Here is a 25013-nt window from a genome sequence, read left to right on the forward strand (position 1 = left end):
GTTCCTGTCGGACCTCCGGCGTACCGTTGACGGTATGGCGCTCGACATTCCTCGGCTGGACAGCCGCTTCCAGGTCGTCAGTGACTTTCAGCCGGCCGGCGACCAACCGGCGGCCATCGACGATCTTGAGCGTCGGGTTCGGCGCGGCGACCGCAACACCGTGCTGCTCGGCGCGACCGGCACCGGCAAGAGCGCCACCACGGCGTGGCTGATCGAGCGACTGCAACGCCCCACCCTGGTGCTCGCCCCGAACAAGACGCTCTGCGCACAGCTGGCCAAGGAGTTCAGCGAGCTGCTGCCGCACAACGCTGTCGAATACTTCGTCTCGTACTACGACTACTACCAGCCCGAGGCGTACATCCCGCAGACCGACACCTACATCGAGAAGGACTCCTCGATCAACGAGGAGGTCGAGCGGCTGCGGCACTCGGCGACGATGTCGCTGCTCACCCGGCGCGACGTGATCGTGGTGGCGACCGTCTCGGCGATCTACGGTCTGGGCACCCCGGAGGAATACCTCAACCGGGCGGTGAAGGTGCAGATCGGGCAGGAGCTCGACCGCGACCAGTTGCTGCGCCGGCTGGTCGACATCCAGTACACCCGCAACGACATGGCCTTCCAGCGGGGCACCTTCCGGGTCCGCGGCGACACGCTGGAGATCATCCCGGCGTACGAGGAGCTGGCGGTCCGCATCGAGCTGTTCGGTGACGAGGTGGAGAAGCTCTACTACCTCAACCCGTTGACCGGTGACGTGGTCCGCGAGGTCGACCAGCTGGTGATCTTCCCGGCCACCCACTACGCGGCCGGTCCGGAGCGGATGGAGCGGGCGATCCGTGACATCGAGGTGGAGCTGGCCGAGCGCCTCGCCGAGCTGGAGCGCCAGGGCAAGCTGCTGGAGGCGCAGCGGCTGCGGATGCGCACCACCTACGACATCGAGATGATGCGGCAGGTGGGCTTCTGCTCCGGCATCGAGAACTACTCGATGCACATGGACGGGCGGCTGCCCGGCAGCCCGCCGCACGCCCTGCTCGACTACTTCCCCGACGACTTCCTCACTGTGGTCGACGAGTCGCACGTGACCATCCCGCAGATCGGCGGCATGTACGAGGGCGACGCGTCCCGCAAGCGGATGCTCATCGACCACGGCTTCCGGCTGCCCAGCGCCGCCGACAACCGGCCGCTGCGCTTCGACGAGTTCCTGGAGCGGGTCGGCCAGATGGTCTACCTGTCCGCGACCCCCGGCACCTGGGAGATGGAGCAGGCCCAGGGCGAGTTCGTCGAGCAGGTCATCCGGCCGACCGGTCTGGTCGACCCGCAGGTCGTGATCAAGCCGACCAAGGGCCAGATCGACGACCTGATGCACGAGATCAAGCTACGGACCGACCGCGACGAGCGGGTGCTGGTCACCACGCTGACCAAGAAGATGGCCGAGGACCTGTCCGACTACCTCCTCGAGAACGGCATCCGGGTGCGCTACCTGCACTCGGAGGTCGACACGTTGCGCCGGGTGGAGCTGCTGCGTGAGCTGCGCAAGGGCGACTACGACGTGCTGGTCGGCATCAACCTCCTCCGCGAGGGTCTGGACCTTCCCGAGGTGTCGCTGGTGGCGATCCTCGACGCCGACAAGGAGGGCTTCCTGCGCAGCGGCCGGTCGTTGATCCAGACCATCGGCCGGGCCGCCCGTAACGTGTCCGGTCAGGTGCACATGTACGCCGACAAGATCACCCCGTCGATGGCGGCGGCGATCGACGAGACCGACCGGCGTCGGGCCAAGCAGATCGCGCACAACGAGGCGCACGGGATCAGCCCGGAGCCGTTGCGCAAGAAGATCCACGACATCCTGGACGACATCTACCGCGAGGCGGAGGACACCGAAAACTCCCGCGTCGGGGGCGCGGTGCGTCAGCTGTCCCGAGGCAAGGCGCCGGTCAAGGAGACCCGCAGCCGGAGCCGGTCCGCCACCACCACCCCGTCACGGGAGGGGATGGCCCGCGCCGACCTGGCCCAGCTCATCCAGGAGCTCAACGACCAGATGCTGGCCGCCGCCCGCGAGTTGCAGTTCGAGCTGGCGGCTCGGATCCGCGACGAGGTTTCCGACCTGAAGAAGGAGCTGCGCGGCATGGACGCCGCCGGCGTGAAGTGACAGCCATCCGGCCGGCCATCAGCGCTCCCCGGGGCGCGGCCGGCCGGATCGCGACCGTGCGAAGGGCGGGCGGGGTTGACTGCGGTGGCACCGGTCGACGAGTTCGTCCTCGGCCTGCCCGAGGTCAGCCTGCGTCCGTTCGTCGACCGGTACGTCGGCTACCGGCAACGGGCGGACATCCCGCTGGTGCGCCGCGAGTCGGCGGGCGTCTTCGTGGTGCTGATCCTTGGCTGGGGCGCTCCGCTGGACGTGACCGACCCGCGCAGCACGCAGCGCGGCGTCACGATGGTCGACTCGTTCGTGGCCGGCACCTTCGACGGCTGGTGCACCACGCGCACTGTGGGTGTGGGGGAGGGCGTCGAGCTGCTGCTCGCCCCACTGACCGCCCGACGGCTGCTCGGCCTGCCGCTGAGTGAGCTGACCAACCGGGCCGTCGACGTCGGGCAACTCCCGGGCCGTTGGCTGCATCGGCTGCGTGGCCGGCTCGCGGAGACGCCCGGCTGGCCGGAGCGGTTCGCCCTGCTCGACCGGGTCCTCGCGGCCCGGCTGGCGGCGTCCCCTCCGGTCGACGCCCGGCTCGACTGGGCGTGGCGGTGGCTCGTCTCCGGCGGTGGGCAGGGGAGTGTCGGTGTGTTGGCCGACGAGCTGGGCTGGAGCCGGCGACACCTCGCGTCCCGGTTCCGGCAGGAGGTTGGTCTGCCGCCCAAGATGGCCGCCCGGTTGCTGCGTTTCCAGCGGGCGTACGCGGTTCTCGCCGACGTCGGACCGACCGCCGGGGCGCCGGTCGGCGCCGATCAGCGCGAGGTGGGCGCCGTCGACTGGGCCACGGTGGCGACACGCTACGGCTACTACGACCAGTCCCACCTCATTCGGGACTTCCGCCAGTTCGCGGGGGCCACTCCGGCCGCCCTGCTCGCCGCCCGCGCTCGGGCCGGCTGACACCACTCGGTCGGCAGGGGACGCGCCGAGGTCACATTCGTCCAATCCGGATCGGGGCCGCCGGCAGCAGAATCGGGGCATGCGAACCGTCTACCCGATCTTCCGTTACCCCGATCCCCGCGCCGCCATCGACTGGCTCTGCTCCGCCTTCGGCTTCCAGGTGCATTCGGTGCACGAGGCGCCGGACGGCACCGTCGCGCACGCCGAACTCGTCCTCGACACCGGCATGATCATGTTGGGTGGCCGGGCCGACGCGGCAACTCGACCGGCCGACGACGACTGGTCGGTCTACGTGGCGGTGCCGGACGTCGACGCCCACTGCGCCCGGGCACGCGCCGCCGGTGCCGAGATCACGCGCGAGCCGTTCGACACCGACTACGGCTCCCGTGACTACGCCGCCCGCGACCTGGCCGGCACCGTCTGGTCCTTCGGCACCTACCGGCCCTGAGCCAACCGCGCGGCACGCCGGAAGCCGTGCCGCACTGCCGGGCGGCGCAGCACCGAGGGCCGCGCCGCACGCGAGGCCGCGTCGCACTCCAGGGCCGCGCCGCACGCGAGGCCGCGTCGCACTCCAGGGCCGCGCCGCACCGCAGGGCCCCGTCCCACGCGGGACTCCAGGTGCGCGGGACTCCGGTGCACGGGACTGGGCAGCACGGCTCGACACCCCGTTTGACGTGCGGAAACGCCGGACGATGGCCGGTCCGACCGCCGGACGGCACCATCTCCACTGATTGCGGTGCGCGAGCGAGCTATTGCACTGGGTGATCGTCCTGCGTACTCTCCCTCGGTGGGGAGGCCGGGATGCCGCTGCCAACAAGTCCTGTCATTCGACGTGCACGTCTCGGCGCAGAGTTGCGCCAGTTACGCCGGCGCGAGGCGCTGACCCTGGAACAGGTCTGCGACCGGCTGGGCTGGGCCTCGACGTCGAAGTTGTCCCGCATCGAGCTGGGTCAGAGCCGCCCTGACCTCGCCGATGTGCTCGATCTGCTGGACATCTACAAGGTGCCCTCGCCCGCCCGGGACGCGCTGATCGTGATCGCCCGGGACGCGGCGACCAGCCGCGGCTGGTGGAAGACGCTGGGCGAGATGAGCGAACGGCAGCGCACCTACGCCGAGTTGGAGGCGGGTGCCGCCGACATCGTCGAATACCAGCCGGCGATCGTGCCGGGGTTGCTCCAGACGCCCGCGTACGCCCGGGTGCTGGTCGCGGCCGGCGCGCAGCTCACGCCCGAGGTCGACGTGGAGGCCGAGGTGCGTGCCCGGGCGCTGCGGCAGGAGGTGTTGCGGCGGGCCTATCCGCCGCGCTACACGGCGGTGCTCGCCGAGGCCGTCTGTGACAGGGGAGACCTGCCGGACGAGGTATGGCGTGAACAGTTGCGGCATCTGGTCGCCGTGACCGGGCTGTCCCATGTCACGGTGCGGCTGCTGCCCCGCGGGGCGGCCGGTGGTGGGCTGCACCCGCTGACCCCGTACTCCTGCTATGCCTTTCCCGACCCGGCGGACCCGCGGACGGTGATGTTGGAGGCGTTGACCACCGACGTGCGGTTGGCCACCGTGCTCGACGTCAACCGCTACCAGCGGATGACCGAGGCATTGCTGGCGGCCGCGCTGTCACCGGAGGAGACGGTCACCGTGCTGGCCCGCCGCGTCGGCGAGTAGGAGCCGCGCCGCGCGGCCACCGGGCCCGGCGCCCCCGAGCCCGTCGGGACCGGCGGCCGGCGCGTGCGCAGGGCACGATAACCGCGGGGTACGACAGCAGGCTCAGGCCGGCACGTCGAGGAAGTGCTCGACCACGGGCGGCCCGGCGAAGTGTGGCCCGATCAACGCCCGCCACTGCTCGAACCGTTCGGTGGCCCGGAAGTTCTCCTCGTGCGCCTCGACCGAGTCCCATTCGACGAGCAGCACGAAGCGGGTCGGGGACTCGATGCCCCGGGTCATCCGCACGGACCGGCAGCCGGTTGCCCCGGCGAGCACCGGGTGACCCTCGGCGTACGCGGCGGCGAACGCGTCCTCGTGTCCGGGCAGTACGTCGATGAGCGCGACCTCAAGCACCATGTCGGACAGCCTCGCATGGCGGGTCGGTTCGGCGGCGTCGCGGGGTCTGTTCCGGTGTCGACGGTGCCCGCCGCTGCATGTGCTGACTGACTGCCGGTCGCTCAGCGACCCGATAACCGCACCCGACCTGCACTAGCCTCCTAGGACACCACAGCGGGTGTGACGCGGCTATACGACGCGGCGGGCGCTTCCCCGGTATTCCCCGGCGAGGGGTGGTTGGCGCCACCGGGTGCCCGGGGTGTGATCACGGCGCGTGGTGGGCAACAATGGTCACCGAGGAGGGGAGTATTCCTTCGCGACGGAGTCGTCAGCACGGTCGATCGTCGGAACCACGGCGACCCGACCCGGCCCCGTAGGTCGCCGTTCCGTTCGCGGGCGGCGGCGGAAGAGACCTCCGACAGTCACCAGAGTGAGCGACAGCGGCACACCGGCCTCTCCGGGGGCGTACGGTGTGCCCGACGCCGCGTGTCTGCCGGAGGAATGAACGTTGGACGTGTCCGGATTGGTGTGGGCGGGAACGCTTGTCGCACTGACTGCGGTCCTGCTCGTCGACCTGTTGATCATCGGTCGACGCCCGCACGAGCCGAGTGTGCGCGAGTCGAGCCTCTGGGTCGCCTTCTACGTCGGTCTCGCCCTGATCTTCGGCGTCGGTGTCTGGTTGACCTCGGGCGCCAGCTCCGCGGGGCAGTTCTACACCGGTTGGCTCACCGAATACAGCCTGTCGGTGGACAACCTCTTCGTCTTCGTGATCATCATGGCGCGCTTCGGGGTGCCCCGGCAGTACCAGCAGAAGGTCCTGCTCGTCGGCATCGTGCTGGCGCTGGTGATGCGCGGTGGGTTCATCGCCGCCGGTGCCGCGCTGATCTCGCAGTTCTCCTGGGTCTTTTACATCTTCGGCGCGTTCCTGATCTACACCGCGGTCAACCTGGCCCGGCAGGGTGAGCCGGACGAGGACGAGTTCTCCGAGAACCTGCTGATCCGGTGGAGCCGTAAGGCGCTGCCGATCTCCAAGGGCTACGACGACGCGAAGCTGATCACCCACGAGAACGGCAAGCGGCTGTTCACCCCGATGCTGATCGTGATGATCGCGATCGGCACCACCGACCTGATCTTCGCCCTGGACTCGATCCCGGCGATCTTCGGTATCACCCAGGAGCCGTACCTGGTCTTCACCGCGAACGTCTTCGCGCTGATGGGCCTCCGTCAGCTCTACTTCCTGCTCGGTGGCCTGCTCGACCGGTTGATCTACCTGAGCTACGGCCTGGCCGTCGTGCTCGGCTTCATCGGGGTCAAGCTGGTGCTGGAGGCGTTGGCCGACAACACCCTGCCGTTCATCAACGGTGGTGAGCACGTCGGCTGGGCGCCGCACATCCCGATCTGGCTGTCGCTGCTGGTCATCCTCGGCACCCTGGGCATCGCCACCGCCGCCAGCCTGATCAAGTCCTCCCGGGACCGGCGCCGCGAGCTGGCCGACGCCCGACGCTGACGTGTCGCCGGCCGGGTGCGGGAAACGCGCCCGGCCGGTCAGACGCGGTGTGCGCCCACCAGCGTCGCCGTCCGGTCGGCCGGCAGGGGCTCCTCGATGACCCGCCGCCGCCGGTAGCAGGCGTGCAGCATCCGCCGCTCGCCACCGTTACCGGGTGGGGCGGTGACGATGCCGATGTGGTGGATCTTGCGGCCGGGTCGGGCGAAGAAGTAGAGATCACCGGGGCGTTCCGCCCCCAACGCCAGCGGGGTGGTGGCGACGGCCTGGTCATCGGCGTCGCGGGGCAGCAGCACCCCGAAACGCCGCCAGGCCAGGTGCACCAGCCCGGAGCAGTCGATGCCGTGCGCAGAGAGACCGCCCCAGATGTAGGCCACGTCCAGCAGCCGCTGCGCCACCGCGAGCGCCTGCGCTGCGGCCGGCGCCTCGGCCGACGTGGCGACGAGGTGGTCGTCGGGCAGCCAGAGCGGCGCGGCGTGACCCGGGACGTGTACCGGTCGCCAGTCGTCGCACGCGGGGCCGGCCGGGACGAGGCGGGTGCCGACGACGACGCCGGGCAGCACCACCGGACCGTTCGGAGCGGCGTGCAGCCCGGTGACTGTGGAGTCGACCACCAGCGGCGGGTCGGTGCCGGTGTCGGTGGACGGGTCGACGGGGGTCAGTTGCTCGGTGGGGAGCCAGCCCGGGTAGCCGCGCGGGTCCAGCTTGGCGGCGGGCTGCTCGACGGCGACGACCCGGGCCCAGCCGTCCGGGCGCAGCTCGCTGACGAGGACCCGCTCGCCGAGCAGGAGCTGGCTCAGCACGCAGTCGCCGACCTGCTGGTCGGTGTCCAGGCCGGAAACCCAGGTCAGGATGTCGGCGCCGGCGGTCAGCGCCGGGCGGTCGACCGGGCGGACCGCCTCGGGGGAGGTCCACAGCGTCGCCACCGCGACCCGGACGACGGCCTCGCGGCCCGGTTGCAGCTTCACGTCAACCCCCAGATCGAGTCGGCTGTCCATGGAACCCTATGAAAGAAACCAACGCTCATCAACCACGCGCCTGCACCTTTGCTTCAGCAAGGCCGGAGATGCCCAGACCAGGCGCGTCGGGCAACACCACGGTCGCCCCCTCGTAGCGTATTCCGCCCTGCACCGGAGACCAGGCCAGCCACCAGGCGGCGTCCAGGTCGGGCACCGCGGTGGTGCCGTACGCGGCGACCAGGCTCGCCGCCGCACCGATGCCGACCTGGCTCTCCATCATGGAGCCGACCACCGTGCCGAGCCCGTGGGCGGTGGCAAGTTCGAGGAGGGTACGCGCCGGGTGCAGCCCACCGCACTTGGCCAGCTTGACGTTGACCAGGTCGGCGGCCCGACGACGGATCACCTCCACCAGGTCACGGACCCCGAAGACCGCCTCGTCGGCCAGGATCGGCACGGACACCCGGTCGCTCACCCAGGCCAGGCCGTCCAGGTCCCAGCGGGCTACCGGCTGCTCGACCAGCTCCACGTCGAGGCCGGCGTCCTCGATGCCGCGAATCACCCGGACCGCCTCCCGGGGCGTCCAGCCCTGGTTGGCGTCGAGCCGGATCCGCACCCCCGGGCCGACGGCCGCGCGAACGGCCCGGACCCGGTCCAGGTCGGTGCTCGCGTCGGTGCCGACCTTCAGCTTCAGCACGCCGAAGCCGTCCGCCTGCCGCTGCCGCGCCGCCGCCGCAAGGTCCACCGCGTCGCCCGCCGCGAGCGTGACGTCCGTCGGCACCCGCAGCCTGGTGCCCCCGAGCAACCGCACCAGGGGTACGCCCAACCGCCGGGCGGCGAGGTCGTGCAGGGCGACGTCCACCGCGGCCTTCGCCGCCTCGTTGCCGACCACCGCGCGCTGCACCTCGGCGCACCGGGCCACCAGGTCGTCCGGGTCACGGCCGATCAGCTGGGGGCCGAGCAGTTCGCGTACGCACGCCCGTGCGCCGGCGACCGACGCGCCGGTGACCTGCCACACCTGGGGGGCCTCGCCGAAGCCGGAACGGCCGTCGGAGTCGACCAGTTCGACGACGAGGGTGTCCACTGTGGTGGTACGACGCAACGCGGTGACGAACGGGGTGTGTAAGGGGGCCGAAACCCGGTGGGTGCGTACCTCCGAGATCGTCATGTCAGGCACCCTATACGCAGGCGCACGTCGGGATGGGAGACCGGATGACCGGGCAGGGCTGGGAGCTGGTAGGTGCACCGAACGCACGCGATCTGGGTGGGCTCGTCGGTGCCGACGGGAGGCGGGTCCGGGCGGGGCAGTTGCTCCGCACTCCCGCGTTGGGTCGGCTGACCGACGAGGATCTGCCGGTGCTCGCGAAGCTGGGGCCGGCGTGCGTGCTCGACCTGCGCGCCCCCGCGGAGATCGAGGTCGCCCCGGCGGATCGACTGGCCGGTGAGCCACGGGTGGTGTGCCTGCCGGTGCACGACCCGGAGCACCCGGTCTTCACGTACGTGTCGGCGGTGCTGCTCGGCCACGACCTGAACGCGTACGCGGAGCTGGCCCGGCAGGGCACGACGGGGGCGATGGCCGCCATCTACCGGTGGTTCGTGACCGGCGAGTCGGCTCGGGTCGGCTTCGCGGAGGCGGTGCGGCTGGCCGCCCAGCCGGAGAACCTGCCGATGGTCTACCACTGCTCCGCCGGCAAGGACCGGACCGGTTGGCTGACCGTCATCCTGTTGACGGCGCTCGGCGTGGACGAGGCGGCGATCCGCGCCGACTACCTGCGCAACAACGAGCTGACCGACAGCCTGCGGGCGGTGATCATCGAGGCGATGCGACGACGGCAGCCGGAGCTGGACGTCGACGCTGTGCTGCCGGTGTTGGAGGTCCGCGCCGAATACCTCGACGCCGGCTACGACGAGGTACGCCGGGTGCACGGCTCGTTCGACGCGTACCTGCGGGACGGGTTGGGGTTGACCGACGAGACCCTCAGCGCGTTGCGGGCGCAACTGCTGGAGTGACCGGCGCGTCCGGGGGTGTGCCGACGCGGGCGGCCAGGCCGAGGACGATCAGCGCCTGGCCGGCGGCGTAGGTCGCCATGACCAGCACGGGTGCGCCGGGTGGTTGGGCCACCTCGGCCACCCCGGCGGCGATCAGCAGGTCGGAGCCGAGGAACAGCGCTGCGCCGAGACCGACCCGCCAGCCCTTGGTGATGGCGGTGGTGGCCATCGCGGCCAGCGCGATCGCGTAGCCGGCCACCGGCACGGCGAGCCCGGCGTCGGTCAGTCCCGCCCACATCCACCACAGCGCGACGACGGTCAGCACCGCGTACGTCAGTGGGACCGCGAGCAGCGGCGCACGCCGCAGCGCGGTCGCGGCGCCGTGTCGGGTGAACGCCGCGATGTAGCAGAGGTGCGTGCCGAGGAAGCAGGCCATGCCGGCGATGAACCAACCGGTGCCGTCGCCGAGCAGGAACACGTCGCCGCCGGTGGAGAAGGCCAGCCCGACGAGCACCAGCCGGTCCGGGCGGGCGCCGCGCTCGGCGGTGGCCCGCCAGAGGTACGCGGCCAGCAGCGGCATCAGCAGCGGCTTGCTGAGTGCCTCGGCCACGCGGCCATCGGTGGCGTTGGCCAGCAGGTTCGCCGTCGTCACGACGAGGAAGGCGATGAGGATGGTGCGACTGCGGGGCATCGGCGGCTCCGGGGTGGGGGTGCGAGCAGCCTAGCCGCAACGGCGGGTCGTGGTCAGAGCTGGTGACGGGCGGCCCAGACCTGCGCGGAGATGTGTGCGAGCAGCCGGCAGGCGTCGTCCTCGACCTCGTCGTCGCCACCGGCCAGGTCGGTGGTGGTGCAGACGGTGATCAGGTAGGGCGGGGCGTCGTCGGGCAGGACCAGGCCGGCACCGTGTCGGACCCCGCGTACCCAACCGCTCTTGTGCGCGATGCGGGTGCCCTCGGGCAGACCGGCGGCCAGGTCCTCGCGGTGCTCCTGGGCGAGGAGGACGTCCAGCATGGCCGCACAGCCGGTGGGCGAGGCGAGCCGGCCCGGGGTGTCGGCACCGGTGGCCAGTGCGCCGAGCAGGGCGGCCAGGTCGGCGGCGGTGACCGTGTTGGTGACGCCGGCCTCGCGGGCGGCGAAGTCCTCGATGCCGCGGCCCGTGACGCTGGTGCGGGCGCCGGTGCGCGCCCACACCTCGGCAACCGCGGGCAGCCCGACGTGCCCGATGACCAGGTTGGTGGCCAGGTTGCTGGATCGCACGATCATCCGGTCGGCCAGCCAGCGCAGCGACGCCGTGCCGCCCAGCCGGTCCCAGACCGCGTCGTCGTTGTCGTAGTGCTGGGCGCAGGAGAACCGGGGCGCGCCGGGCTGGGCGGAGTCGAACTCGTTGACCACGGGGACCGGGGCGTCCAGGTCCAGCGTGCCGGCCTCGGCGGCGCGGTGCAGGGCGGCGAGCACCGCCACCTTCATGGTGCTCGCCGCGTAGTGGGCGGCGTCCGGGTGGCGGGTCCAGGTCGGCGGCGCGTCGGGTCGGCCCACGTACGCCGAGACGGTGCCGGGCACCTTGTCCAGGTGGGCGTCGAGATCATCCCAGGTCATGCCGGTGACCGTAGCCGATCGACGGCAGCCGGTCGGGCTGGCCCGCGTACCCCTGGGAAAAACCGACGGGCGCGCCGGCCGCAAGCGGCCGACGCGCCCGGTGTCGGGTGCTGGTGTGCTCAGCCGGCGTGCTTGCGGCGGGCGGTGGCCCGGCCCCGCAGCTGCTGGTCGAGCACCACCTTGCGGATCCGGACCGTGGCCGGGGTGACCTCGACGCACTCGTCCTCGCGGCAGAACTCCAGTGCCTGCTCCAGCGAGAGCTTGCGCGGCGGGACCAGCTTCTCGGTCTCGTCGGAGGTCGACTGCCGCATGTTGGTGAGCTTCTTCTCCTTGGTGATGTTGACGTCCATGTCGTCGGAGCGGGAGTTCTCCCCGACGATCATGCCCTCGTACACCTCGGTTGTCGGGTCGACGAAGAGCTGACCGCGCTCCTGCAGGTTGGTCATCGCGAAGGCGGTGACCGCGCCGGCCCGGTCGGCGACCAGGGAGCCGTTGTTGCGGGTGCGCAGCTCGCCGAACCACGGCTCGTAGGACTCGAAGACGTGGTGCAGGATGCCGGTGCCCCGCGTGTCGGTGAGGAACTCGGTGCGGAAGCCGATCAGGCCGCGCGCCGGAACCAGCCACTCCATCCGGATCCAGCCGGTGCCGTGGTTGACCAGCTGCTCCATCCGGCCCTTACGGGTGGCGAGGAGCTGGGTGATCGCGCCCAGGTATTCCTCCGGGGCGTCGATGGTCAGCCGCTCGACCGGCTCGCAGGTCTTGCCGTCGATCTCCTTGGTGACCACCTGCGGCTTGCCGACGGTCAGCTCGTAGTTCTCCCGGCGCATCTGCTCGACCAGGATGGCCAGCGCCAGCTCACCGCGGCCCTGCACCTCCCAGGCGTCCGGCCGCTCGGTGGGCAGCACCCGCAGCGACACGTTGCCGATCAGCTCCTTGTCGAGCCGGTCCTTGACCATCCGGGCGGTGACCTTGGCGCCCTTGACCCGGCCGACCAGCGGCGAGGTGTTGGTGCCGATGGTCATCGAGATGGCCGGCTCGTCGACGGTGATCAGCGGCAGCGCGACCGGGTTCTCGAGGTCGGCGAGGGTCTCACCGATCATGATCTCCGGGATGCCGGCGACGGCGATGATGTCGCCCGGGCCGGCGGTCTCGGCCGACGTGCGCTCCAGGCCCTCGGTCATCAGCATCTCGGAGATGCGGACCCGCTGGGTGCTGCCGTCGGTGCGGCACCAGGTCACCGTCTGACCCTTGTTGATGGTGCCCTGGCGGACCCGGCACAGCGCCAGCCGGCCGAGGAACGGCGAGGCGTCGAGGTTGGTGACGTGCGCCTGCAACGGCGCGCCCTCGTCGTACGAGGGCGGCGGGATGGTGTCGAGCAGGGTGCGGAACAGCGGCTCCAGGGAGGTGCTGTCGTCGGGCACCGAGCCGTCGGCGGGCTGGGTCAGCGAGGCGATGCCGTCGCGGGCGCACGCGTAGACGATCGGGAAGTCGATCTGCTCCTCGTCGGCGTCCAGGTCGAGGAAGAGCTCGTAGGTGTCGTCCACGACCTCCTTGATCCGGGCGTCGGGCCGGTCCACCTTGTTGATCACCAGGATGATCGGCATCCGGGCCCGCAGCGCCTTGCGCAGCACGAAGCGGGTCTGCGGCAGCGGGCCCTCGCTGGCGTCGACGAGCAGCACCACGCCGTCGACCATGGTGAGGCCGCGCTCCACCTCGCCACCGAAGTCGGCGTGGCCGGGGGTGTCGATGATGTTGATGGTGACCGGGTCGGAGCCGTCCGCGGGCAGGTAGCGCACACCGGTGTTCTTGGCCAGGATCGTGATGCCCTTTTCGCGCTCCAGGTCACCCGAGTCCATCACCCGCTCGGTGTTCTCGCCCCGGGCGCCGTACGCCCCGGCCTGCCGCAACATGGCGTCGACCAGGGTGGTCTTGCCGTGGTCGACGTGAGCGATGATGGCGACGTTGCGGAGGTCGGTGCGAAGCTGCATACCCTCTATCCTTCCGCCTGCGCTCGCGCAGGCTGCGTCGGGGTCACCCCCAGGTGCCCCTGATCTATGGTGAAACTGCTGTGCCGGTGGTTCCCCCGGCTGGCATGCTGGCTCCCGTGTCCCGGGGGCCTGAGTGCACGACCTGCTGACCTGGGTGCAGGGTCTGCCCACCCTGTGGATCTACCTGGTCGCCGCGCTGATCGTGGCGGGCGAGACCGCGGTGATCTTCGGCCTGCTCGTGCCGGGTGAGGCTACCCTGCTGCTCGTCGGCTTCCTCACCTACAACGGTACCTTGCGGCTCGCGCCGGCGTTGCTCGCGATGATCGCCGCGGCGGTCCTCGGTGACGGGCTGGCCTTCCGCGCCGGACGGCGCTACGGCCCCCGGCTGCGTGCCGGGCTGGGTCACCGGGTCGGCCCGCAGCGGTGGGGTCGGGCCGACGCCATGCTCGCCCGGCTGGGTGGTCGGGGCGTGTTCGCGGCCCGTTGGGTGGCCTTCGCCCGCACGTTGGTGCCCCGGTTGGCCGGTGCGGCCGGCATGCCGTACCGGCGTTTCGCCCTGTGGAACCTGGCCGGGGTGGTGACCTGGGTGGGCGGCTCGATCCTGCTCGGTCACCTCGCCGGTGAGTCGTACGACACGGTCTCCCGACTGCTCGGCCGGGCCACCGGCGCGGCGCTGGTGCTGCTGGCCGGCCTGTTGGGTGTGGTGCTCGCCGGCCGGTGGCTGGGTCGCAACCCCGACCCGGTCCGCGCGCTGCTGTCCCGGGCGGGCGCGCTGCCCCCGGTGCGCTGGCTCACGGCCCGCTACGGGGTGCTGTTCTTCCTGGTGGCCATGCGGATCGGGCCGGGGTGGACGCTGCTGCTCAATCTGGCCGCCGGGCTTCTGCTGCTCTTCGTCGCCGGGCTCGCCATCGCGGGTCTGCTCGGCGTGGCGGTCCGCAACAGCGGGTTGGCGGCCCTGGACGGCGCCATCGCGGGCTGGTTCGCCTCCCGGCGCACCCCCGGGGCGGCCGACGCCACGATGGTCGTGGTGTCGGTGGTACGAGGGTCGGTGCTGATCGTGCTGGTGGCGCTGGTGGCCGCGGTGCTGGCGTGGCGTAACCGACCCTGGCGGGCGGACCTGCTCAGCGTCGTCGGCACGGTGGGCGCGTTCGTGCCGCTGGTGGTGCTGGCCGTGGTCGCCGAGCTGACCGGGCCGCACGGCAGCGCGCCGGGTGGCGGCGACTCGGCCCCGCTGCCGACCCAGAACGCCGTGGTCGCGGCGAGCCTGTGCACCCTGGCCTGGCTGGTGTCCCGCAGTTCCCGCTGGCCGGTGGCGGTGGCCGCCTGGACAGCCGCCGCCGCGGGGGTGCTCGGGGTCAGCGGCGCACGGCTCTACCTCGGTCTGGACACGGCGAGCAGCACCGCCGCGGCGGTGCTGCTCGGGGTGCTCTGGACGGTGGTCTTCGTGGTGGCGTGGGCCACCCGGGACCGGGCGGTGGGGGATCTGGAGCAGCCGGTGGAACAGGCCCGGCCGCCGTCGCAGGGGCACCGCCGCCCAGTTGAACCTTGCTAGGGTGCGGCGAGGATCACATCGGGGGAGGCAAGGGCATGGTTCGACGGACGAGACGGCTGGGCACCGCGGTGCTCGCCGGGTTCCTGTTGGCGAGCACGCTGGTCGGCTGCGCCACCAAGGGGGAGAGCCCGCAGGACCTGGCCGCCCCGGTGGCGGTCACCGACGCGCCGACGGACGCCCTCGCCGACGAGCCCACCGGGGAGCCGAGCCCGTCGGTGAGCGCCCTGGAGTCGATGGGCGCCGCGCCGAGCCTCAGCGCGACCCCGAAGCCGACGAAGAAGCCGACGAAGAAGCCGACCCGCACGGCGCCGAAGCCACTCGCCGTGGCGAAGCCGCCCACCGAGACGCAGGTCCCGCCGGCCCCGCCGAAGCCCGCACCGAGTTCCTGCAAACCGACGTACAAGGGCACCCAGGCGACCCGGGCCGAGGCGAAGGCGGCGCTGACCGACGCGGCCGGGCGCACCTACTGGCCGACCTCCGCGCCGGACATCAAGGTCCCGCTCACCCTGCTCAAGGCCACCGCCTGGCAGGAGAGCGGCTGGCAGTCCAACATCTACGCCTGTGACGGCGGTGTCGGGCTGATGCAGGTGATGCCGGGCACCGCGACCTGGATGAACCAGCGGTTCGAGAAGAGCTACGAGATCGACGACTACCGGGACAACGCCTACCTCGGCGCCACCTACCTGGCCTGGGCGACGAAATACATCGGCGACATGTACTTCGAGGCCGACTACCGCCTCGATCCGGCCCTGTGCACCGCCGAGCTGGACTCCTGCCTGCTCAACGCGGTCATCGCCTCGTACAACTACGGGCACGGTGCGGTGGCGCAGGAGGGCAAGCCCCTGGCCATCCCCAACCCGTCGTACGTGCGCAACGTGCGGGCGCTGATGACCGAGTGCGTCTGCCTGGACTACTGACCTCGACGGGGGCCGTGACGTTGTCGTCACGGCCCCCGTCGCTACCTGTCGGTCAGTCGCGGGCGGCGACCAGCTCCGGCGACGCCGGGAGGTCCTCCGGGCGGTCGCGGGTGATCCGCCCGGGCCACCAGAAGCGCTCACCCAGCATGAACGCCAGCGCCGGCACCAGGACCGTGCGCACCAGCAGGGTGTCCAGCAGGACGCCGATGCAGACGATGATGCCGATCTGGGTCAGTGTGATCAGCGGCAGCACGCCGAGCACCGCGAAGACCGCGGCGAGCAGCACTCCGGCGCTGGTGATCACTCCGCCGGTGACCCGCAGGGCGGAGAGCATGCCGTCGCGGGTGCCCGCGCTGCGGGCGTCCTCCCGGGCCCGCGTGACCAGGAAGATGTTGTAGTCCACCCCCAGCGCCACCAGGAACACGAAGGCGAGCAGCAGCACGCCGCTGTCCAGGGCGGGGAAGCCCAGCACGTGGTCGAAGAGCAGCCACGCCGCGCCGAGGCTCGCGAAGAACGACGCGATCACGGTGAGCACCAGCAGCAGCGGTGCGAGCAGGCCGCGCAGCAGCAGCACGAGCACGGCGCCGACCAGCAACAGGATGATCGGCAGGATCAGTCGCAGGTCGCGGTCGTTGGCCTCGTCGGAGTCGTACGTGGCGGCCACGGAGCCACCGACGATCGCCCCGGACGGCGCGTCGGCGCCGGCGGCGGCCGGGGGAGCGGAGTCGGGAACGGCGGCGACGGTCTCGCGCAGCGCCTCGATCGCGCGGTCGGAGGCGGTGGTGCCGGGCTCGGCTTCCAGGATCACGTCGACCTGGGCCACGGCGTCACCGGCGTCGCCGGGGCGTGCCGAGGCCACACCGGGCACGGCGGTGGCGGCGTCGGTGACGGCCCGCACCGCCGCCGGGGTGGTGAGCACGGCCACCGGCTGGGTGCTGCCGGCGGGGAAGGCCCTCGCGAGGGTCTGCGCCGCGGTCACCGCCTCGGGCTCGGCCCGGAACTGCTCGGTCTCGGACAGGCCGGTGCGGATCCCGAGCCCGCCCAGCGCCAGACCGCCGAGCAGCAGGGTGGCCAGCACCGCGACGACCACCGGGCGGCGTTCCACGGCGGTGCCGAGCCGGCCCCAGAGCCGTCCCTCACGGACCGGGCCACCGACACGGGGCACGAACGGCCAGAACAGACCTCGACCGAAGAGCACCAGGACGGCGGGGAGCACGAACAGGGCCGAGAGCATGGCGAAGAGCACACCCGTGGCGCAGGCCACCGCCAGCGCCCGGTTGGTCTCCTGCTCGCTGAGCAGCAGGGTGAGGACACCGAGGATCACGGTGCCGCCGCTGGCGAGGATGGGCTCGGCGGTGCGGCGCAGCGCGGCGCGCATCGCCGCGAACCGGTCTTCCTCGCGCCGCAGCTCCTCCCGGTAGCGGGCGATGAGCAGCAGGGCGTAGTCGGTGGCGGCGCCGAAGACCAGCACACTGGCGATGCCGGTGACCTGGCCCTGCTGGAGGTTGATGCCGACGGCCGGGACGATGGTGTCCACCGCGCGCAGGGTGAGCTGCTCGGTCGCCGCGACCACGGCCAGCGGCACGATCCACAGGAACGGGCTGCGGTAGGTGATCAGCAGCAGCAGCGCCACGACGGCCGCGGTCACCGCGAGCAGGGTGATGTCGGCGCCGTCGAACACCGAGGAGAGGTCGGCGGTGAAGGCGGGGGAGCCGGTAACCTCGGCGGTCAGCCCGGGCAGGTCCGCCAGGGCGGTGCGCAGCTGGGTCACCGTCTCGGTGACGGCCTCCTGCCCGCCGGCGGTGTCGATCGGGATGGCGATGAGGGCCACCGTGCCGTCCGGGGATACCTGTGCGGGGCTGACCTGCCCGCCCACGGCGAAGCGGCGCAGATCGCCGGCGCGGGCGTCGACGCTGGCCCGGTCGGCGTCGCTCAGCGCGCCCCGGTCGCCTCGGCTGACCACCACGATCGCCGGTTGCACGTCGCTGGACGGCAGCTGGTCCTGTAGGCGCTGCACCTGGGTCGACTGCCACTCCACCGACAGGCCGGTGGCGGAGACCGGTGCCGGATTGTCCGGCTGGGGTGTCCCGAAGACGGCCGCGGCGACGACGATCGCCGCGGCCACGGTGAGCCAGGCGGCCAGCCGGCCGCGGGCGACTCTGGTGAACACAGACATCAGTGACCTCAGGGTCCTTCGAAAGACGAGTATCTTGTCTATCGAGATTATCGACGGTTGTTCTATGCTGCAACCCGAGAGACCGACGACGGAAGAAGCGGCGCGAGGTGGCGACTCACGGCATGTACCGACGGCGCGACACGCGCCGCGAGCAGCTGGCCGCGGAGATCACCGACAACCTCCGGCGGTATACGGCCGACGCCCAGCAGGTCGGCCACGCCTTCGCCAACCTGCACGGCCTCAACCCGACCGACCTGCAGGCCTTGATCGCCGTGATGGACGCCGAGCGGCTCGGCGATCCGATCACGCCCGGCCGTCTCGGTGAGCACCTCAACCTCTCCTCCGGCTCGGTCACCGCCCTGATCGACCGACTTGAGCGGGCCGGCCACATCCGCCGCGACCGTGACACCGTCGACCGGCGCAAGGTGCTGCTGCACTACGCCGACCAGGGCGCCGCCCTGGCCATGCAGTTCTTCCGGCCGCTGGGTGCCCGTACCGACGAGGTGATGGCCCGCTTCGGCGAGGACGAGCTGGAGATCGTGCAGCGGTTCATGGCGGAGATGAGCGAGTCTCTGCGGGGCCACCGCGACTCGGTCCGCGGCGCCCGGCCCGAGTCGCCCCGCCGCCCGACGGCCTGACAGGTGCCGGACCGGCTCGCCGCCCGCCTCGCCGCCGCAGCGCTGCGGCTGCCACCGGTCCGGCCCGGTTCGGTGCGGGTCACCCGCGACATCCCGGTCCGGGCCCGCGACGGCGTGGTGCTGCGCACCGACCACTACGCCCCGGCAGTCCGGGACGCGCCGACCGTGCTGATCCGCACCCCGTACGGGCGGGGCGGCCCACTGCGGCTGCTCGGCCGGCTGCTCGCCGCGCGGGGCCGGCACGCGGTGATCCAGTCCTGCCGGGGCACCGACGGCTCCGGTGGGACCTTCGCCCCGCTCGTGCACGAGCGCGACGACGGGTTGGACACCCTGGACTGGCTGCGCCGCCAGCCCTGGTGGGCCGGCCGGCTCGGCATGTTCGGGGTCAGCTACCAGGGCTTCGCGCAGTGGGCGCTGGCCGCCGACGCCGGCGAGGAGCTGCGCGCGATGGTCGCGGTGGTGACCGCCTCGGCCACCCGCGACTCGACGTACGCGGGGGAGTCCTTCGCCCTGGACACCGTGCTGACCTGGGCGGAGCTGCTGCACGCGCAGACCGTGCCGTGGCTGGCCCGGCAGTGGGAGCTCAAGCGCGGGCAGCCCCGGCTGGCCGCCGCGCTGCGGCACCTGCCGCTCGTGGGCGCCGACCGGGTCGCCACCGGCGTGACCATCCCCTTCTTCCAGGAGTGGCTGCGTCACCACAGCCCGGACGCCGTCTACTGGCGGAGCCGGGTCTTCGCCGACCGGGTGGCCCGGGTGCGGGCGCCGGTGGTCATGGTCACTGGTTGGCACGACATCTTCCTGCCCGCCCAGCTCGACGACCACGCCACCCTGCGCGCCGCCGGCGCCCAGCCGCGACTGGTGATCGGCCCCTGGACGCACGGCAGCCCCGGCCTGTTCGTGGCCGCCCTGAGCGAGGGGCTGGCCTGGCTCGACGAGCACCTCACGGCCACGCCACCGGCGGACGAACATCCGCTCCGGAAACCCCCGGTACGGCTGCACGTGAGCGGTCCCGGCGGCGGCTGGCGGGACCTGCCGGCCTGGCCACCACCGGCGGTCGAGACCCCCTGGCACCTGCATCCGGATGGTGAGCTGGCGGTGCGTCCGCCGGTGACCTCGCCGCCCGACGAGTTCCGCTACGACCCGGCCGACCCCACCCCGTCGCTGGGCGGGCCACTGCTCGTCGCCCAGCGGGCCGGCCCGGTGGACAACCGGCCCGTCGAGGCCCGCCCCGACGTGCTGACCTACACCAGTGCCCCGCTGACCGGGCCGGTCGAGGTGATCGGCCCGGTACGCGCCGAGATGCACGTCCGCAGTGAACTGCCCTACCTGGACGTCTTCGTGCGACTGTGCGACGTGGACCGTCGGGGCCGCTCGTGGAACGTGTGCGACGGTCTGGTGCGGGTGACGCCCGACCGCTTCCCGGCCGACCCCTGCGGGGCGCTGCGGGTCCCGGTGCCGCTCTGGCCGACCGCGTACCGGTTCGCCGCCGGGCACCGGCTGCGGGTGCAGGTCAGCGGTGGAGCCCATCCGCGCTGGGCGCGCAACCCCGGCACCGGGGAACCCCTCGGCACGGCGGTTACGCTGCGTGCCGGCTGGCGGCAGGTTCTGCATGACCCGACTCACCCCTCAGCGGTGCTGTTGCCGATCGTCCACTCTGCCCCGATGCAACCTCCAATCTGAACAGAGCCCCTCTGAGCTGGGCATTTACCGGAAACACGGGCTATGGTTGTGTCAACGCCCGGCGCCGTGCATCAGCAGACCGGGCTCGTCCAAAGCCCAGCACCGCGTACGCGGTGTGACGTCGTGCCCGGTCCCCGCCCCATTTGAGAGGGGGACCCCATGACCCGGGCCCCGGCTAATCTGTTGGCCCTTCGAAGCCTGCTCCTCACTCACCTCGACAACGCCCCCGGCCCCGACGATCTGGATCCGGCGGAGGTCGGCATCGTCGGCGACCCGGCCCATCGGGGCGGCTACCACTGCGGATCCGACCGGGTGGTCAAGAACGACTACTCGGTGGTCGAGTCATCCCGGGACCGGGCCGGACTGACCCTCGACGCGGCGGCGCTGGACGTCGGCGGGTTCGAGGTCCGCTCCGGTGGCCGTACGCACACCCTGGCCAGCTTCTCGGCCTGGTGCGTGGCCCAGTGCGCCGCGAACGCCGCCGACACCCGGGACATCCGCGAGATCATCTACAGCCTCGACGGCAGCACCGTGAAGCGGTGGGACCGCCTCGGCAAGCGCAGCAGCGGCGACAGCTCGCACCGCTGGCACACCCACTTCAGCTTCTTTCGTGACGCCATCAAGGCCGGCCGCGACCAGCGGCCGTTGTTTCGCCGCTACCTCACCACCATCGGCCTAATCGCCACACCACCGTTGACGGAGGAGACTGAGATGGAACTCACCGACAAGATCCAGCGCGACACCGGCCGCCCGCAGCGCACCGTCGACGACGTTCTGGCCGACCTGTCGAACCTGCGGAACTGGCTCGTGTCGGCGCCCGGCACGCCCGGTGTGGTCGGTGCCCCGGCGCCAGGCTCGCCCATCGCGGTCATCGCCGCGGCGGCTGACCGGCCGGCCGGGGATCGGGACGAGCAGGCAATCATCGCCGGCGTGCTGGCCGGGCTGACGCCCGAGAAGATCGCCGCCTCGATCCCGCCCGCCATGGCCAAGCAGGTCGCCGACGAGTTGGCCCGCCGGCTCGTCGCCTGAGCGAGGGGCGGCCCGTAGCCGCCGGGCCGCCCCTCTTCGCAGTTCCAGTCCGCAACAACTGTTGGGCAATAAGTATTGCGCAACAGCTGTTGCGGATGGCATCGTGGCGGTATGGAGACCCCCGCCGTACGCCAGATCACCGACTCGCGGGTGCTGGCCGCCATGGCCCACCCGCTGCGACGCCGTCTGATGGACGTGCTCAAGGTGCACGGGCCCTCGACCGTCGGACTGCTCGCCGAACGCACCGACCAGGCACCGGCGAACGTCAGCCACCACCTCAAGGTCCTCGCCGCCGCGGACCTGGTCACCGAGGCCCCCGAGCTGGCCCGCGACCGGCGCGAACGGTGGTGGCGGCTGGTCACCCGAGGGCTGCGCTGGTCCAGCAGCGACTTCGACGCCGACCCGGCCGCCCGCGCGGTCGCCGACGCCGCCACCTCGCTCAACCTCGACCGGCACGTCGCACTGGCCCGGGCATGGCACGCCGCCGACGAGGCCGAGCAGGCATCCTGGCAGGACGCCGCGTTCTCCACGGACCACTGGCTGCGCCTCACGCCCGAGGAACTGGCCGAGCTGAGCCGCGAGATGATCGGCGTCCTCTCGCGCTGGGTCAACCGGGACCTGCCCGACGACGACGCCGAGCGCCGACCGGTCTTCGTGTTCGCCCACGGCATTCCGGCCCGGCCGTGACCGCGGCCACCCGTACCGACCCGGGGACGGTCCGTCCACGCGGCGGATTGCTGCGGCACCGCGACTTCCGGCTGCTCTGGACCGGCCAGACGGTCAGCAGCGTCGGCAGCAACGTCACCACTGTCGCGCTTCCGCTGGTCGCGGTCGCCGTCCTGGACGCCGGCACCTTCCAGGTGGCGGTGCTCACCGCCGCGGCCTGGCTGCCCTGGCTGCTGATCGGCCTGCCGGCCGGCGCGTGGGTGGACCGGCTGCCCCGCCGACCCGTGATGGTGGCGTGCGACCTGTTCCGCGCGCTGCTCTTCCTCAGCGTGCCGCTCGCCGCCGCACTCGACCGGCTCACCGTCTGGCACCTGCTCCTGGTGGCGCTCAGCGCCGGCGTCGCCCGGGTCTTCTTCGAGACAGCCGACCAGGTGTACCTGCCCGTGCTGCTGCGACCCGAGCAGCTGCCGGAGGGCAACGCGAAGCTGCACGCCGCCCAGAGCGCGAGCTATGTCGTCGGCCCCGGCGTCGCAGGTCTGATCGCCCAGCTCATCGGTGCGGTCACCGCACTGCTGCTGGACGCGATCAGCTTCCTGGTCTCCGCGGTGTGCCTGCTGCGGATCCGCACCGTCGAACCGCGCGTTCGCCGAGTGGACCAGTCCCGGTCACTGCGCCGCGACATCGCCGAGGGGCTGCGGTTCGTCGCCCGAGACCCGTACCTGCGGGTGCTGACGGTCTTCGGCGCGGCCAGCAACATCGGGCTGACCGGCTACCAGGCCGTCCTGGTGGTCTTCCTGGTCCGTGAGTTGCGTCTCGAACCGGGCCTGGTAGGCGTCCTGATCGCCGTGATGAGCGCCGGAGGGATCATCGGGGCGTTGCTCGCCACCACGCTGGGCCGGCGCTGCGGCACCGCGCGGGCGCTGCTGATCGGGGCGGCGTTCACCGGCCCGCCGGCTCTGCTCGTCCCGCTCGCCGCACCCGGCATCGGGCTGGCCTGGCCAGCCCTCGGAGGTCTGCTGATCGGCCTCGGCGTGGCCATCGGCAACGTCGTCAAGGGCGCCTTCCGGCAGACCTACACGCCGCACCACCTGCTGGGCAGGGTGACGGTGAGCATGCATCTGCTCAACTACGGAACGATCCCGCTGGCGGCCCTGCTGGCCGGTGCGATCGGCGCGCGCTACGGCGTCGCGACAGCAATATTCGTGATGACCGCCTGGTTGGCGCTCACCCCGTTGATTCTGTTGATCGGGCCAATCCGGAGGCGGCGGGACCTGCCCGCCGCCCCGGCGGCGTCTTGAGTGCGCTGCGACGGCGGCCGGAGACCGGCCGCCGTCACCGGCACGGAGCTACATCGGGCGGACGTTGTCCGCCTGCGGACCCTTCTGCCCCTGGGTCACCTCGAACTCGACCTTCTGGCCCTCGTTGAGCTCCCGGTAGCCGCTCGAAGCGATCGCGGAGTAGTGGACGAACACGTCCGGCCCTCCGCCATCCTGCTCGATGAAGCCAAAGCCCTTTTCCGAGTTGAACCACTTAACCGTGCCGGTTGCCATGCATCTCTCCCTGTTCAAAGCGGCTGACCCTCGGCCTCTGGCCGATGATCGCCCGTACCTGTTCGACAGTAACGGGCAAAACCCCGATCCGCTGGCCGAAGTGCCGTAGGTCTTTGTGTGAAGTCGGGTGAACTCTGCGCGGCGGCATGTGAAACCCGCCCCGAACACCCGCCGCTGGGGCATGCTTGCGCCGATGACAGGTGCCGCAGCCGACGCGCTGACCGAGCTGGAACGCGAAATCGACGCGCCCGGCACCGGCCTGGACCGGCTCCGGTTGGTCCCCACCCCGTTCGTGCCCGAGGTGCGGTTGCACCTGGCCGAGGACGCGATCGTCTGGTGGGCCAGAATGGAAGCCGCCGCGGGCCACGCCCTGCCCGCGCCGTACTGGGCGTCCGCCTGGGCTGGTGGCCAGGCACTGGCCCGTCACCTCCTGGACCACCCTGAGCTGGCCGCCGGCCGCCGGGTGCTCGATCTCGCCGCCGGGTCGGGACTGGTCGCCATCGCCGCCGCGCTGGCCGGCGCCACGCAGGTGACCGCCAACGACATCGACCCGTACGCCGTCGCCGCCGTCACGCTCAACGCGCGCGTCAACCGGGTCGCCGTCGACGCCGTCGGGGACGACCTGCTCGACAGCACCGACCCGGAAGCCGACCTGGTGGTCGCCGGCGACGTCTTCTACGACCGCGAGATGGCCGACCGGATGCTGCCGTTCCTCCAGCGAGCCGCCGCCGCGGGTGCCGACGTGCTGGTCGGAGACCCGGGTCGGGGTCACCTGCCGACGGACCGCCTGACCGTGCTGGCCGACTATCCGGTGCCCACCACCGAACCGTCGGTCGACTCGTCGCTACGCCGGGTGCAGGTGCTGCGACCCGCCTGAGTGCGGGCGCCGGCTCAGGGGCGACCCCGAGACCGATACCAGGGGTGCCTGGGGGCTGTAACCGGATGTCCGAAGTGGTGCCGCGGCCATAGCGTACGAGGCATGACGCAATGGCTGGCACAGATCGGTGAACTGCCCGTTCTGCTGCTGATGGGTGCGCTCGGGCTCGTCATGCTCTTCGACGCCGTACCCCTGCTGGGTGTCCTGATCCCCGGCGACGTGGCGATCCTGGCCGCCGTCGGGGTGGGCCGCCCGACCACCGGGCTGGCCACGTTCGCCGCGGTCCTGGTCGGCTGCCTGGCCGGCTGGTCGCTGAGCTTCCTCGTCGGCCGCCGCTACGCCGAGCAACTGCGGCACAGCCGGATCGGCGGCTGGATCGGCGAGGCGCGCTGGACGGCGGCGGAGGGCATCCTGCGTCGCGGTGGCGGTCGGATGATGGTCGTCGCGCCGTTCCTGCCCGTGTTCAACGCGTTGCTTCCGCTGGCCGCCGGTGGGCTGCGCATGTCGTACGGTCGATTCCTCGGTTGCGCCGCGATCGGCGCGACCGCCTGGGCCGGTCTCTACCTCGCGCTGGGCACCGCGTCGCGGTCGCTGGCCGGGCTGCTCCCGGGGGACCCCAGCCCGCTGCTGGTCACCATGGGGGTCGGGGTGGTGTTGGCTTCCGTCGTGCTGCTGGGGGCGCGGCGGCGGTTGTTCGCTGTGACTGGTTGAGGTTGCGGTGGTGGGGCGGGTCGGTGGTTGCGGTGTGGGGGCGGGGCCTGCCGTGCCCGGCTCCGGGC

The 25013-nt window shown here is 71.9% G+C and carries 23 protein-coding genes; 15 read left to right on the forward strand and 8 right to left on the reverse strand.

Annotated features, from left to right (window positions below):
* Positions 1 to 34 precede the first annotated feature (34 nt).
* The 4 genes from uvrB to KBX46_RS22470 all read left to right on the forward strand — a co-directional run bounded on the left by uvrB (position 35) and on the right by KBX46_RS22470 (position 4741).
* Positions 35 to 2143 carry an excinuclease ABC subunit UvrB gene (gene uvrB, locus KBX46_RS22455; protein WP_088949283.1) on the forward strand — a complete coding sequence of 703 codons (2109 nt, stop codon included), beginning with the start codon at positions 35 to 37 and terminating at the stop codon, positions 2141 to 2143.
* 84 nt (positions 2144 to 2227) lie between these two features.
* On the forward strand, positions 2228 to 3082 hold the full coding sequence (locus KBX46_RS22460; protein WP_210793937.1) for a helix-turn-helix domain-containing protein: 855 nt from the start codon (positions 2228 to 2230) through the stop codon (positions 3080 to 3082).
* 79 nt (positions 3083 to 3161) lie between these two features.
* Entirely contained in the window at positions 3162 to 3530 is a 369-nt protein-coding gene (locus KBX46_RS22465) for a VOC family protein (RefSeq protein ID WP_210793938.1), read from the forward strand.
* A gap of 353 nt (positions 3531 to 3883) precedes the next feature.
* Positions 3884 to 4741: a helix-turn-helix transcriptional regulator gene (locus KBX46_RS22470; protein WP_210793939.1), complete on the forward strand. Its 858-nt coding sequence runs from the start codon at positions 3884 to 3886 to the stop codon at positions 4739 to 4741.
* 102 nt (positions 4742 to 4843) lie between these two features.
* Here KBX46_RS22470 and KBX46_RS22475 read toward each other — a convergent pair whose 3' ends face one another.
* Positions 4844 to 5137: an antibiotic biosynthesis monooxygenase gene (locus tag KBX46_RS22475; protein ID WP_088949279.1), complete on the reverse strand. Its 294-nt coding sequence runs from the start codon at positions 5135 to 5137 to the stop codon at positions 4844 to 4846.
* A gap of 487 nt (positions 5138 to 5624) precedes the next feature.
* Here KBX46_RS22475 and KBX46_RS22480 point away from each other — a divergent pair, with 487 nt between their 5' ends.
* A complete protein-coding gene (locus tag KBX46_RS22480; protein ID WP_210793940.1) occupies positions 5625 to 6623 on the forward strand; it encodes a TerC family protein in 999 nt (332 codons plus the stop codon).
* A gap of 38 nt (positions 6624 to 6661) precedes the next feature.
* Here the strand turns inward: KBX46_RS22480 and KBX46_RS22485 are convergent, their stop codons facing one another.
* Positions 6662 to 7618 (reverse strand): NlpC/P60 family protein, encoded by a 957-nt coding sequence (locus KBX46_RS22485; RefSeq protein WP_247667956.1) that lies wholly within the window; start codon positions 7616 to 7618, stop codon positions 6662 to 6664.
* Between the two features lie 28 nt (positions 7619 to 7646).
* Positions 7647 to 8744, reverse strand: a complete 1098-nt coding sequence (locus KBX46_RS22490; protein WP_088949276.1) for a mandelate racemase/muconate lactonizing enzyme family protein — start codon at positions 8742 to 8744, stop codon at positions 7647 to 7649.
* A 44-nt stretch (positions 8745 to 8788) separates the two neighbouring features.
* Between KBX46_RS22490 and KBX46_RS22495 the strand changes: the two genes are divergently transcribed.
* Complete coding sequence (locus KBX46_RS22495; protein ID WP_099855847.1) at positions 8789 to 9586, forward strand: tyrosine-protein phosphatase; 798 nt, start codon at positions 8789 to 8791, stop codon at positions 9584 to 9586.
* On the opposite strand, the gene KBX46_RS22500 is transcribed toward KBX46_RS22495, so the two are convergent.
* From KBX46_RS22500 to typA, 3 genes are all read right to left on the reverse strand, one after another.
* Positions 9555 to 10256 (reverse strand): lysoplasmalogenase, encoded by a 702-nt coding sequence (locus KBX46_RS22500; protein WP_210793941.1) that lies wholly within the window; start codon positions 10254 to 10256, stop codon positions 9555 to 9557. The two genes, KBX46_RS22495 and KBX46_RS22500, sit on opposite strands and share 32 nt — an antisense overlap.
* Positions 10257 to 10309: 53 nt before the next feature.
* Positions 10310 to 11161 carry a serine hydrolase gene (locus tag KBX46_RS22505; protein ID WP_210793942.1) on the reverse strand — a complete coding sequence of 284 codons (852 nt, stop codon included), beginning with the start codon at positions 11159 to 11161 and terminating at the stop codon, positions 10310 to 10312.
* Between the two features lie 119 nt (positions 11162 to 11280).
* Positions 11281 to 13149 carry a translational GTPase TypA gene (gene typA, locus KBX46_RS22510; protein WP_088949273.1) on the reverse strand — a complete coding sequence of 623 codons (1869 nt, stop codon included), beginning with the start codon at positions 13147 to 13149 and terminating at the stop codon, positions 11281 to 11283.
* 133 nt (positions 13150 to 13282) lie between these two features.
* On the opposite strand from typA, the gene KBX46_RS22515 reads away from it, so the two are divergent.
* Positions 13283 to 14701 (forward strand): DedA family protein, encoded by a 1419-nt coding sequence (locus KBX46_RS22515; RefSeq protein ID WP_210793943.1) that lies wholly within the window; start codon positions 13283 to 13285, stop codon positions 14699 to 14701.
* 35 nt (positions 14702 to 14736) lie between these two features.
* The gene (locus KBX46_RS22520; protein WP_210793944.1) at positions 14737 to 15618 is read left to right on the forward strand and encodes a lytic transglycosylase domain-containing protein; all 882 of its coding nucleotides are present in this window, start codon (positions 14737 to 14739) and stop codon (positions 15616 to 15618) included.
* Positions 15619 to 15670: 52 nt separating this feature from the next.
* Here KBX46_RS22520 and KBX46_RS22525 read toward each other — a convergent pair whose 3' ends face one another.
* Positions 15671 to 17794 (reverse strand): efflux RND transporter permease subunit, encoded by a 2124-nt coding sequence (locus KBX46_RS22525; RefSeq protein WP_210793945.1) that lies wholly within the window; start codon positions 17792 to 17794, stop codon positions 15671 to 15673.
* Between the two features lie 122 nt (positions 17795 to 17916).
* On the opposite strand from KBX46_RS22525, the gene KBX46_RS22530 reads away from it, so the two are divergent.
* From KBX46_RS22530 to KBX46_RS22550, 5 genes are all read left to right on the forward strand, one after another.
* A complete protein-coding gene (locus tag KBX46_RS22530) occupies positions 17917 to 18432 on the forward strand; it encodes a MarR family winged helix-turn-helix transcriptional regulator (RefSeq protein ID WP_210793958.1) in 516 nt (171 codons plus the stop codon).
* Positions 18433 to 18435: 3 nt separating this feature from the next.
* The gene (locus KBX46_RS22535) at positions 18436 to 20112 is read left to right on the forward strand and encodes a CocE/NonD family hydrolase (protein WP_210793946.1); all 1677 of its coding nucleotides are present in this window, start codon (positions 18436 to 18438) and stop codon (positions 20110 to 20112) included.
* Positions 20113 to 20271: 159 nt separating this feature from the next.
* Entirely contained in the window at positions 20272 to 21141 is an 870-nt protein-coding gene (locus KBX46_RS22540) for a hypothetical protein (protein WP_210793947.1), read from the forward strand.
* A 111-nt stretch (positions 21142 to 21252) separates the two neighbouring features.
* A complete protein-coding gene (locus KBX46_RS22545) occupies positions 21253 to 21828 on the forward strand; it encodes a helix-turn-helix transcriptional regulator (protein WP_210793948.1) in 576 nt (191 codons plus the stop codon).
* Positions 21825 to 23105, forward strand: a complete 1281-nt coding sequence (locus KBX46_RS22550; RefSeq protein WP_210793949.1) for an MFS transporter — start codon at positions 21825 to 21827, stop codon at positions 23103 to 23105. Before KBX46_RS22545 ends, KBX46_RS22550 begins: the two co-directional genes overlap by 4 nt.
* A 48-nt stretch (positions 23106 to 23153) precedes the next feature.
* Here KBX46_RS22550 and KBX46_RS22555 read toward each other — a convergent pair whose 3' ends face one another.
* A complete protein-coding gene (locus KBX46_RS22555) occupies positions 23154 to 23357 on the reverse strand; it encodes a cold-shock protein (RefSeq protein ID WP_007462771.1) in 204 nt (67 codons plus the stop codon).
* 193 nt (positions 23358 to 23550) lie between these two features.
* Here KBX46_RS22555 and KBX46_RS22560 point away from each other — a divergent pair, with 193 nt between their 5' ends.
* Positions 23551 to 24234 carry a methyltransferase gene (locus KBX46_RS22560; RefSeq protein ID WP_374223720.1) on the forward strand — a complete coding sequence of 228 codons (684 nt, stop codon included), beginning with the start codon at positions 23551 to 23553 and terminating at the stop codon, positions 24232 to 24234.
* Positions 24235 to 24336: 102 nt separating this feature from the next.
* Entirely contained in the window at positions 24337 to 24945 is a 609-nt protein-coding gene (locus KBX46_RS22565; protein ID WP_099855820.1) for a DedA family protein, read from the forward strand.
* The last annotated feature ends 68 nt before the right edge of the window (positions 24946 to 25013 follow it).

The sequence above is a fragment of the Micromonospora sp. C81 genome (assembly GCF_018070425.1).
Taxonomy (GTDB): domain Bacteria; phylum Actinomycetota; class Actinomycetes; order Mycobacteriales; family Micromonosporaceae; genus Micromonospora; species Micromonospora zamorensis.

Excerpts from the sequence above, each read along its gene's own strand:
- KBX46_RS22560 (WP_374223720.1), top strand. The coding sequence starts at position 23,551 with ATGACAGGTGCCGCAGCCGACGCGCTGACCGAGCTGGAACGCGAAATC.
- KBX46_RS22475 (WP_088949279.1), bottom strand. The coding sequence starts at position 5,137 with ATGGTGCTTGAGGTCGCGCTCATCGACGTACTGCCCGGACACGAGGAC.
- KBX46_RS22545 (WP_210793948.1), top strand. The coding sequence starts at position 21,253 with ATGGAGACCCCCGCCGTACGCCAGATCACCGACTCGCGGGTGCTGGCC.
- typA (WP_088949273.1), bottom strand. The coding sequence starts at position 13,149 with ATGCAGCTTCGCACCGACCTCCGCAACGTCGCCATCATCGCTCACGTC.
- KBX46_RS22540 (WP_210793947.1), top strand. The coding sequence starts at position 20,272 with ATGACCCGGGCCCCGGCTAATCTGTTGGCCCTTCGAAGCCTGCTCCTC.
- KBX46_RS22555 (WP_007462771.1), bottom strand. The coding sequence starts at position 23,357 with ATGGCAACCGGCACGGTTAAGTGGTTCAACTCGGAAAAGGGCTTTGGC.
- uvrB (WP_088949283.1), top strand. The coding sequence starts at position 35 with ATGGCGCTCGACATTCCTCGGCTGGACAGCCGCTTCCAGGTCGTCAGT.
- KBX46_RS22500 (WP_210793941.1), bottom strand. The coding sequence starts at position 10,256 with ATGCCCCGCAGTCGCACCATCCTCATCGCCTTCCTCGTCGTGACGACG.
- KBX46_RS22505 (WP_210793942.1), bottom strand. The coding sequence starts at position 11,161 with ATGACCTGGGATGATCTCGACGCCCACCTGGACAAGGTGCCCGGCACC.
- KBX46_RS22530 (WP_210793958.1), top strand. The coding sequence starts at position 17,917 with ATGTACCGACGGCGCGACACGCGCCGCGAGCAGCTGGCCGCGGAGATC.
- KBX46_RS22495 (WP_099855847.1), top strand. The coding sequence starts at position 8,789 with ATGACCGGGCAGGGCTGGGAGCTGGTAGGTGCACCGAACGCACGCGAT.
- KBX46_RS22565 (WP_099855820.1), top strand. The coding sequence starts at position 24,337 with ATGACGCAATGGCTGGCACAGATCGGTGAACTGCCCGTTCTGCTGCTG.
- KBX46_RS22520 (WP_210793944.1), top strand. The coding sequence starts at position 14,737 with ATGGTTCGACGGACGAGACGGCTGGGCACCGCGGTGCTCGCCGGGTTC.
- KBX46_RS22525 (WP_210793945.1), bottom strand. The coding sequence starts at position 17,794 with ATGTCTGTGTTCACCAGAGTCGCCCGCGGCCGGCTGGCCGCCTGGCTC.
- KBX46_RS22485 (WP_247667956.1), bottom strand. The coding sequence starts at position 7,618 with ATGGACAGCCGACTCGATCTGGGGGTTGACGTGAAGCTGCAACCGGGC.
- KBX46_RS22490 (WP_088949276.1), bottom strand. The coding sequence starts at position 8,744 with ATGACGATCTCGGAGGTACGCACCCACCGGGTTTCGGCCCCCTTACAC.
- KBX46_RS22465 (WP_210793938.1), top strand. The coding sequence starts at position 3,162 with ATGCGAACCGTCTACCCGATCTTCCGTTACCCCGATCCCCGCGCCGCC.
- KBX46_RS22470 (WP_210793939.1), top strand. The coding sequence starts at position 3,884 with ATGCCGCTGCCAACAAGTCCTGTCATTCGACGTGCACGTCTCGGCGCA.